The following is a 9916-nucleotide window of genomic DNA, read 5'->3' on the forward strand; positions in this document are numbered from 1 at the left end:
CCTATTGCAGTACCAGCACAGCTGGTGCTGCAAGTCGTGAAGGTCTATCCCGGTAGCATGGGGGCTACCAGTTTGGTTCATAACTCCAGCTCGATTATGGGGATCTCCCAACGTTCGCTGCGCATCTTGGGTTGATACTCATCCTTTTCCTGCTCTTTACGCCGCTCTACCAAGGCGATCACTCTGGCTTCGCGGATTGTATTCACATCGAATTTCCAGGTTTCTTCTCCCTGTAGGGAGAGGCGAGCGATCTTGTGACTGCGGTGATAGACATGGAGCCTGTCCTGTTTGTCGGGGGCAATGCGTACGGCATCGCCTACTTTCAACGCTCTCAGTTCGTTGTGAATAGTCTGGCCTTCATCACTGTGACCTGCATATCCCAACACCAGTTGCGACATACCCATCATGGCGAAACGACGTTGTCTATCCGGTCGGGTTGCGTTAGGTCTCTGCACGTAGCAGTGGGAGGCGATCAGTGGAATATGGGGATTACGTTGATCGTGGCGAGCCATGAGAACCAGCCTTTCGATAGCACGTGTCATCCCCACATAGAAGAGGCGCCGCTCTTCTTCCAGGTTACTGGTCGATAGCTCCGCCGCGCGTTGCCAGCCGCCGTCGAGCAGTATCACATGGCGATACTCCTCCCCCTTAACCCCATGCACCGTACTTAACAATACCCCTTTACCGAAGCGGATCTGGCGCTTTTGCTCGCTCAAATACTCGTAGAGGAACATCAGGAAGTGGTGGGCAGAAAGAGCATGCTCTCCCTGGCTAGCTTGCCACTGAGCAATCAGATCGTGCAGTAGCTCCTCCCAACGGTTGGCCAGTGAGAGTTGAGGGAGAGGGGCTGCAAGTTGCTCCGCTGTCAGCAGGGCATGACCTTGCTGTTGTAGCCAATTCTGATAGCGCAAGATTTCACGGCAGCGATGCACAGGAAAACCGTTCTCTTTATCCAGAGTAAAACGACAGGGAATATCAGCATCTGCCAGTGCCGAGCGTACCCAGGCCAGTTCCTCCTTCTCCAGCCCATTACGGGCCAGCACAGCGATAGATTCCAGCGGGCAAGTGGGAGTCTTCTCACGGATAAGCGCGATATGTCTCACGACCTCGGCTGCCTGTTGGGCTGCATCCTGGCACTGCTGGATGATGACGCGACCCTGTGCTGTCTCCATCCCCTCCCAGTGCCCCCCAGCCACTTCCATCTTGCGCCTGTCGTCGATCTCGATGGGATGTGTACGCTTCATGCGATCCTGATTGTGCTCAATCAGGCGGTTGGAGGTCTCGATGATGTGGGCGGTGGAACGATAGTTCCAGGTCAGGAAGTGAGTCTGGGCGTTGTAGTCTTGCTCAAAGCGGCGAATAAAGCTGACGTTCGCGTCGCGAAAGGCGTAGATCGATTGGTCATCATCACCCACAGCCATCAGATGCAGTCGGGCCTCCTCATCCTCTTCGCTTTTGCCCACCAGTGCCGCGATAAGCTGGTACTGTTGTTCATCAATGTCCTGATACTCGTCGACGAGCAGAAATTGCAGTCCACCGAGCAGCTTTTCCCGCTGCTCTTCCAATTCGAGACCTAGCTGGTTCTGCTCTCCCCGGAGCAGCTTGATTGCGTCATCAATGATGGTGGTAAAGTCGATATCGTCGGATGTCCGATTTTGCACCGCATTGCCCGTCAGACTCATGGCGAGACCGTGAAAGGTGAATACCGAGACCCGTGCTCCGTCACGCCCCAGCAACTCGGTCAGGCGTCGGCGCAGGGACATCGCCGCATTATGGTTGTAACAGAGCAACATGATCCGCGATGGGGAGATCTGCTTGACCCGCATCAGATAGGCGCAGCGGTGAATAATCACCTTGCTCTTGCCTGACCCCGGCCCTGCCAGTACCAGCAAGTTTTGCTCGGGCGGTGCCTGGACGATCTGTTCCTGGGAACGGTTGTGAAGATCTTCGACGATGCGCTTCCAGGAGTGTTCGCTGGTCGCCAGCTCCAGGATCTTGTTGCGCCCTTTGAAGTAGTGACCGAGGAACTTGTCAGCTTCCATGGAGAAGTAGTCTGTCACCAGCTTTTTGGCTTTCTTGAAGTGTTCCAGGCTGATGCGGGCGTATTCATTCATCACATGGATCTGAATCACCTTCTGGCGATAGTGATGCTCAAGCGGCTGATAGTCTGCCTTGTTGTATTGTTGCTGCCGCTCAGCGGTCAGCGTGAGGGTCATAGCGCTTCGGAACACGGCAAGGCCATTTTGCAGCACGATGGCGTGTTGCTCATGCAGGTAGAGAAGTGCCCGCTCTGCCCCTTTGAGCAACCACTCCTGCTGGCTGCTTGCCTCCCGCTTGTTCATGAGCTGAGCCACATCCATGTCTTCTCGCAGGTATTTGACCAGTTGTTCCAGGGCAAATGACAGCATCACTTGGCGCTGGACACTCTCTTCGCTGCTTGCCAACAGGGTGTAGAGAAAATCGAGGGTGGCGCCTGTGACGCGATGGCGTTGATCAATTGTCTGCTCAATCTGGGACCAGGTTCGGTTGAAGGTGAGTTGGTAAAGATCCCGAGAGAGATATTTGACATCAATGGAGCCTTTCTCGCCCCCCGAGCGACCATCCTGGGCCCAGCTGGTCAGCAAATTGCGCAGCAAGCCAGGGTTACACCGCTCATGCCCCAGATCTTTGATGGCCTGATTGACCAGTCGAATGTTAAAGATCAGCCCTTGCCCTGTATCAGGTTCGGGTTCTTTTTCACGCAAGGTGTCCAGCATCGCCTTTTCAATGCTGTGTACTTGCCCGCAGAGCACCCGGGCATTGTCTCTTCCTTTGGGGCGAAGCCAGGTAGTCAGTAACATCCCCTGAGAGAGAAGACCGACATCCGCCATCTGGGTGAGTACCCGCATCACTTCACTGGCCTGAACACCACTTCCCTTGTCTGCCATGTATTGGCCTGCCTCTTCGGCAATGGCATCGGCACTGAGACCATCATCATCGGCAGCACTCATCAGCGCCTGGATAACAGCTTGCCAGATGGCTTTGGCCTTGGGAGCCAGTTTCAGACTGTCTACCCTTTTCATTGCCGCTTCTGTGGAAGCAAACAGAGGGCGCCCCTGAAATACCTGAGTGATGTTGTCACTACGTTCCAGATAGCCCGCTCGTTCGAGCCAGGCAATAGCTGTCTTGACTTTGGTATCCGCATTGCTGTCATCGGCAGCGAAGCTGGTTTCCACCTCTGGCTGGTTGATGAGCTCTGCACTGGTGGCGACCAGTGGCGAGTTGTTATCCTGCTTGCCTCCTTTGCTGGCCCTGAGCCTTATTCCGCGCAGAATCTGTTTGATATCGCGCAGGCTGACTTCACTCATGGCCTCGAGCTGAAACTGTTTCTCGATATCTTGTTCATCAAACAGCAATACGCAGTGGGCTTGTGCTGTATCGCGGCCAGCTCGTCCCGCTTCCTGTAGATAGTTTTCGAGAGAGCCGGGGATATCGGCATGGATCACCAAACGCACATCATCCTTGTCGATCCCCATCCCGAAGGCGTTGGTCGCACAGATGACCCGGATCTCGCCATTGATAAATTGTTCGAGAGTCGCTTTTTTCTGTGCACTGTCCATTCGGGCGTAAAAGCGCGAGACAGGGAGGGATTGTTGCTGACCGAGGAAATCGGCCAGCTCGTCCACGCTGCGCTTGGTTGCGCAATAGATAACGCAGGAGCCGGGCTTTTCCTCACCAAAGAACTGCTCGAGCAGGTTAAGGATATGGCCCTGTTTATTGAGACCGGGACACTCAACGACGGCATATTCGAGGTTGGTACGTTCAACCCCGCCTTCCAGTCTGAGAAGAGGTCGGGGCTGTTTATCGAGAAACTGGGCGCAAATATCCTCAATCACATCCGGTTTGGCGGTCGCGGTATAGCAGAAGACAGGAGGCATGGGGACCTGCTGTTCCTTGGCAATTGTGGCGATGGCCTTGGCGCAGTAGAGATAGTCAGGGCGAAAATCATGTCCCCATTTCGACAGGCAGTGAGCTTCGTCAAATACCCAGCCACCGATCTGACGTTGCCGTATTGCCTGTTTGACTGTGCGGTTGCGCAACTGCTCGGGGGAGATATAGAGCAAGGCGATATCCCCCATGCGGATCTGTTCAAGAATCGCGCCTCGCTCTGGTAGCGTCAGCAGCCCCGAGATAGCGGCAACCCCTTCAATACCGGCCTTGTGTTTAAGGTTGTCCACCTGATCCTTCATCAGTGCCTGCAGAGGGGAGATCACCACAGTTAGCGCACCACTGCGCTGGTTGCGCACCAGTGCCGGGAGTTGGTAGCAGAGCGACTTGCCGCCGCTGGTAGGGAGTATGCCGAGCAGTGCGACGCCAGCCATGGCTTCCTCGATCAAGGTCTTCTGCAATGGTGTCCCATCAGGCAGGTTGCGAAAGTTGTCGAGCTCGAAAATTCGCTGCAGATGGCGGCGTGCGTCGTGGTTCTCCTGACAATAGCTGCAGTCAGCATGACCGCAGTGACGTTCACGAACTGTGTGAATGATTTCTGCGGTCTGGGGGAAGCGGCGCCAAATCCAGGGGGGCAATACGGAGTTCCCGCCGGACACGGGCAACCAGGCGCAGGCATAAGCCAATGGTAACAACAGCATGGGTTGACGCAGGGCATCACCAATTACTCGGTTGAGCTGATTGGGGCACGCTTTCTCATGGGCAATGCTCTTGATAAGGGTGGGTAGCTCCGAGACCCGCACTGGCGGGCGGCCTGTCAGTCTGGCAAACACCAGTGACAGACCCTGAGTGTTAAATTGCGCTATGACTCCCTGGTCAAACAGATATTGATAAAGCTGCAATTGGGACAGGGGTAAGGCTTGTAGTGCTATCAGCTGTTCCGAGAAAATCTGCAATGCGAGCCTTGCATCCGCGACCGGATCATTGAGGGTATCTCGAACCAGTTTGTAATCCTTGACCAAGCGGTGATAAGGGTTTTTTGGAAAGGCAATGGGAGATAGATAGAGAGTATCTATTACCGGCTTTTCGAGAAGTAACTGAGGGCGTACAGCCTGTTTGGCCAACCAGGGGAGATCAAAATCGAGAATATTGTGACCAAGGATCACATCCGCCCCTTGTGCCAGCGCATTTAACTCCTTGAGTGCGAGATCCTGCGGGCCCTTGAGATTGAGTTCACGACCAGCCAGGAGCGCCCCCAGATGACGGAGTTTTTCGTCCCGGGTCAGTTCAAGGTCAAAGGAAAGAATCTTGTCATCCCCAAACAGGGTCACGACATCAGTCGAGTTCATTAATAGCCATCTCCATCTGGCGTTGACCTCTCATGGCGATAATAAGTGCCAAGAGATCAGTGAGTTGGCCGAATATTACCCGAAATGTTGAATGATGGCATCATTCAGAGCCCCTCTGGCCGCGGTTCTTTTGGCGGACACCCGGTTTTGTAAATGCCGCTGCCCGATTAATCGTTTATGTTGGGAAAGTGTCGTTCTGGCCATGGCCAACTAACTGATCTTGTGAGATTATTTTACTTCCTTCTCCGTTCGGAACGCATTGTGTCCCTCGACTACTACCAGTGCCATGCCACCGAATTGGCGACTCGTTACCAACAGGTATCTGCGCGCGCCGTTCACGGCGACTGGCTCACACTGCTGGAGCCTTGGCTCCTTGCGGCAGCGCGCAGGTTACTCGATGTAGGGGCCGGCAGTGGTCGTGATGCCGCGTTTTTAGCCGAGCTCCATCAGGGCAACATGGTGGTCGCTGTCGAGCCATGTCAGGCACTTGCTGCGCAGGGGCAATGTCATACCTGTGAGGCTGCGGTGGTGTGGGTCAATGATGCTATGCCGGCTCTCTCTCACGTGACCGGTACTTTTGATCTGATTTTGCTCAGTGCTGTCTGGATGCATCTACCCCCGAAGTCTCGTCCCTTGGCTCTGGCACGTCTTCATGAGCTGCTCTCACCAGATGGTTATCTGGTACTGAGTCTGCGCCTGGTTATCTCGGAGCAGGAGATGCGGGAGCGAGCCATGTATCCGGTAGCTGTCGATGAAGTGGAGCGGCTTGCATTGGAGGGGGGGATGACACTTCTCCATGTGTCAGAACCACAGGGGGATGCCTTGGCGCGTAGCGGCTTGAGTTGGCAGAGTCTGATCCTTGGGGGCGAACATGCACGCCTCCCCTGAGCAGCAGCTCGCCTTTATTGCTTATCTGCAACGCATCTTTACCGAAGGCGATTTTGTTGCCACTTACAAGTGCGCCTTGCTTCACGGGATTGCAGATATCGCAATTGAGCGCAGTACCGAGACCCATGAGCTGATGGCGGCGCGCACTATTACGCTGGACGAACTGGCCACCAAGTTTGTGGAGCTCTATTGGCAGCACAGTCTGCCCTACTCGGCGACGGGAGAAACGGCCACCTTGCTCAAACAGAGCAGCGGTCGTCAGGCCATCATGCTGACGGAGTTGTCCCGGCTGCGTGAAGAGGGGGTCCGCTCGGTAACTGCACTGCGTCGTCACGACGCCTGGCGGCCTCTTCTTGCCCGAGTTCGGCGCATCCTTGTTGAGGGTCCCTTGTGGCGTCTGCAGATCCTGGGTGGGCGAGAGGAGTGCCATCTCTATCCTCATCAAAGAGGCGCGGATCATATCTGCCTTAACCCCGGCATTCTTTACTGTCTCCACCGCTTTTACGATCTGGTGGTCTCCCTCTCCCGACAGCATTGGTTACAGCTTATCTGCGACATCAAGGGTAATCAGCCACTGATTGGCCCAAGTGTGGGGTTGGAGAATTTTCTATTTGGTTCAAGCCGTCATGCACTGGGGCGAGTAGGAGAGGTATTGAGGGACTTGCAGGGGGGAACCTGTTTTTACTGTAACAAGGCGATACACGGGAGTGGTGAGGTAGACCATTTCATCCCCTGGCGTCGTTATCCAATTGATTTGGGCCACAACTTCGTACTGGCACACGCCAGCTGTAACCGGAGCAAACGGGATTTTCTTGCCGCTCCCGAGCACAGGGATGCTTGGTACGAGCAGAATATCCTGACTCACGGGGCGTACCTCACGGACGAGCTGGCCCCTCTGGTGAGCGTCGATGCCGAGCGTTCTACTGCCATCGCTACTTGGGCCTATCAGCAAGTACTCCGTGAGCATGCTCGGTTGTGGCGTGGTATTGACCTGTTTGTGGACGTGACAGCCCCCAGTGTGGGGATGAGTAATCTAGGCTTCTCTAGACTCTTCTGAGGCAGATACGAAAAAGCCCAGCCAAAAGGCTGGGCTTTATAATTTGGCTCCCTCGACAGGACTTGAACCTGTGACATACGGATTAACAGTCCGCCGTTCTACCGACTGAACTACGAGGGAAAAGTGGCTCCTCCTACTGGACTTGAACCAGTGACATACGGATTAACAGTCCGCCGTTCTACCGACTGAACTAAGGAGGAATTGCCTGTCTCGTCAAGACGGGGCGAATATTAATGACCAGGGCGGCGGGTGTCAACCCGCGAATTTCCCGAAAACCGGATTTTCGGACTGTTTGCCCAAAAGTTGCGCTTTGCGGTTTATTTTCAGCACAATCAGTCCCTTGCCATCGCCTTGGCCAACTGATGCTGGGGGCATTGGTTCGGTTCGCATCAACCTGATGATGACTGCATGATGTCGCGAACGTGCTGGCAACTCAATGAGGCTCAAATGGTAATCTTTGTGGCAAAAAGTGGGAGAGCAGGAGCCAAGATCGGCGATTTGGCGGCAAATAGGCCAAATAATGGGTGAGCGCGCGTTTCATTGATCCTGCCCATCGAAAAAATGGCCCGTCTGGAGTAAGGTTACGCAGGATACCATCGCCGCGTCGACAGCCCTGCCGGCCCTTGATGATGATCGGGCGCCGGATCTCTCCGGCCTTTATCTCCCTCTTCTGGTATTACGATATACATGCACAAGCAAGCCTCTTTAAATAGCGTGAAGCTCGCCATAGCCTTACGCCAGTCCTGTATTGATGAACCCTACAGCATGGCCCGCTTCGGCCGTGATCTTATCGCCGGTGTGACGGTGGGCATCATCGCCATCCCGCTCGCCATGGCACTGGCCATCGCCAGCGGTGTGCCGCCGCAACACGGTCTCTATACCGCCATCATTGCCGGAATCGTGATCGCTGTGACCGGTGGCTCCCGCTACTCCATCTCCGGCCCGACCGCTGCCTTTGTGGTGATCCTCTATCCGGTCGCCCAGCAGTTCGGGGTTGGTGGTCTGTTGATGGCGACGCTCATCTCAGGCCTCTTTCTGGTGGCGATGGGGATGGCCCGTCTTGGCCGCCTTATCGAGTACATTCCTCCGTCAGTGACGCTGGGCTTTACCGGTGGTATCGCCATCGTGATCGCCACCTTGCAGATCAAGGACTTCTTCGGCCTGAGCGTGCCCGAGATGCCGGAAACCTATCTGGGCAAGGTCGAGGCGCTGACCGCCGCCCTGCCAAGCTGGCAGTGGGGCGATACCCTGGTGGGGGTCGCAACGCTGGCCGTGCTGCTGCTCTGGCCGCGCCTGCGTCTGCCGGTACCCGGCCACCTGCCCGCGGTGCTGGTCGGGGTAGGTCTGGGTTTTGGCCTCCATTACTTTGGGGTGGATGTGGCCACCATCGGCAGCAAGTTCAGCTATACCCTGGCCGATGGCACCCAGGGGATGGGGATCCCGCCCATCGCGCCGACCCTGGTGATGCCCTGGGCCTTGCCCGGACCTGATGGCTTGCCAGTTGAATGGAACCTGGCGGCTGTTGAGCGGCTGCTGCCTGCCGCCTTCTCCATGGCGATGCTGGGGGCGATCGAATCGCTGCTCTGCGCCGTGGTGCTCGATGGCATGACCGGTCGCAAACACAGCTCCAACGCCGAGCTGGTGGGGCAGGGGCTTGGCAACATCTTCGCCCCCTTCTTTGGCGGCATTACCGCTACCGCTGCCATCGCCCGCTCTGCCGCCAACGTGCGTGCCGGCGCAACGTCCCCCGTCTCGGGGATCGTCCATGCGCTGGTGGTGCTGGCCGCCATTCTGGTGCTGGCCCCCTGGCTCTCCTGGTTGCCGCTCTCGGCCATGGCTGCCTTGCTGCTCATCGTGGCCTGGAACATGAGTGAAGCGCACAAGGTGGTGGAGCTGATCCGTCGCGCGCCCAAATCCGATGTGCTGGTACTGCTGGTCTGCCTGTCGCTCACCGTTATCTTCGACATGGTCATCGCCATCACCTTCGGGGTGATCTTGGCGTCCCTGCTCTTTATGCGCGAAATCGCCAAGATGACCAAACTGCACGACTTGGCCGAGCACAAACGCTATGCCCATGAGGTGCCGGACAACGGCCTGCTCTACAAGATCAACGGCCCGCTCTTCTTCGCCGCGGCCGAACGGGTCTTTGCCGAGCTGGAAGCGCAAGTGAAAGGGCACCAGGTGCTGGTGTTGCAGATGGAGGCGGTCTCCATCCTCGATGCGGGCGGCCTGTCTGCCTTCCTCCACTTTGGCAAGCAGATGGCTAAAGCCGGGGTCGAGTTGCGGGTGGCCGAGTTGCAGTTCCAACCGCTCAAGACCCTGGCCCGTGCCAAGGTGCGGCCGCAGCCCGGCAAGCTGGAATTTTACGGCTCGCTGGAAGAGGCGCTCAAAGGTGAACATTTGCACGAAGCGGCAGTAAATTGATTGAAAGGGATACGAAACGGCATATTTTTGGTCACTTGGTTCGGATATTGAGCAAACGAACGCAAAAAGTAAAAAATTGCATTGACCAAAAGCCATCGTATCCCTTACATTACGCCCCGTCGCCGTGGCATGGTCCGCCAGCGAATGTGCAGCTCAAGCACATAAAGCAGTGAGCAAAAATTTGGTGAGGTGTCCGAGTGGCTGAAGGAGCACGCCTGGAAAGTGTGTATACGGCAACGTATCGAGGGTTCGAATCCCTCCCTCACCGCCA

The 9916-nt window shown here is 56.1% G+C and carries 4 protein-coding genes and 3 tRNA genes; 4 read left to right on the forward strand and 3 right to left on the reverse strand.

Annotated elements, in window-relative coordinates; translation table 11 throughout:
- Positions 1–77 precede the first annotated feature (77 nt).
- Entirely contained in the window at positions 78–5276 is a 5199-nt protein-coding gene (locus tag AB5Y71_RS00850) for a RecQ family ATP-dependent DNA helicase (protein WP_368170765.1), read from the reverse strand.
- A 261-nt stretch (positions 5277–5537) separates the two neighbouring features.
- On the opposite strand from AB5Y71_RS00850, the gene AB5Y71_RS00855 reads away from it, so the two are divergent.
- Both AB5Y71_RS00855 and AB5Y71_RS00860 read left to right on the forward strand, forming a co-directional pair.
- A complete protein-coding gene (locus AB5Y71_RS00855; protein WP_236356575.1) occupies positions 5538–6164 on the forward strand; it encodes a class I SAM-dependent methyltransferase in 627 nt (208 codons plus the stop codon).
- Positions 6148–7221, forward strand: a complete 1074-nt coding sequence (locus AB5Y71_RS00860) for an HNH endonuclease (RefSeq protein WP_319920040.1) — start codon at positions 6148–6150, stop codon at positions 7219–7221. Before AB5Y71_RS00855 ends, AB5Y71_RS00860 begins: the two co-directional genes overlap by 17 nt.
- Before the next feature lie 44 nt (positions 7222–7265).
- Here the strand turns inward: AB5Y71_RS00860 and AB5Y71_RS00865 are convergent.
- A tRNA-Asn gene (locus AB5Y71_RS00865) sits at positions 7266–7341 on the reverse strand.
- Between the two features lie 4 nt (positions 7342–7345).
- A tRNA-Asn gene (locus AB5Y71_RS00870) sits at positions 7346–7421 on the reverse strand.
- A gap of 487 nt (positions 7422–7908) precedes the next feature.
- Here AB5Y71_RS00870 and dauA point away from each other — a divergent pair.
- Both dauA and AB5Y71_RS00880 read left to right on the forward strand, forming a co-directional pair.
- Positions 7909–9645: a C4-dicarboxylic acid transporter DauA gene (gene dauA / locus AB5Y71_RS00875; RefSeq protein WP_031227507.1), complete on the forward strand. Its 1737-nt coding sequence runs from the start codon at positions 7909–7911 to the stop codon at positions 9643–9645.
- Positions 9646–9828: 183 nt separating this feature from the next.
- Positions 9829–9916: transfer RNA gene (locus AB5Y71_RS00880), tRNA-Ser, on the forward strand.

Source organism: Aeromonas sp. R9-2 (genome assembly GCF_040908025.1).
Lineage (GTDB): Bacteria > Pseudomonadota > Gammaproteobacteria > Enterobacterales > Aeromonadaceae > Aeromonas > Aeromonas veronii.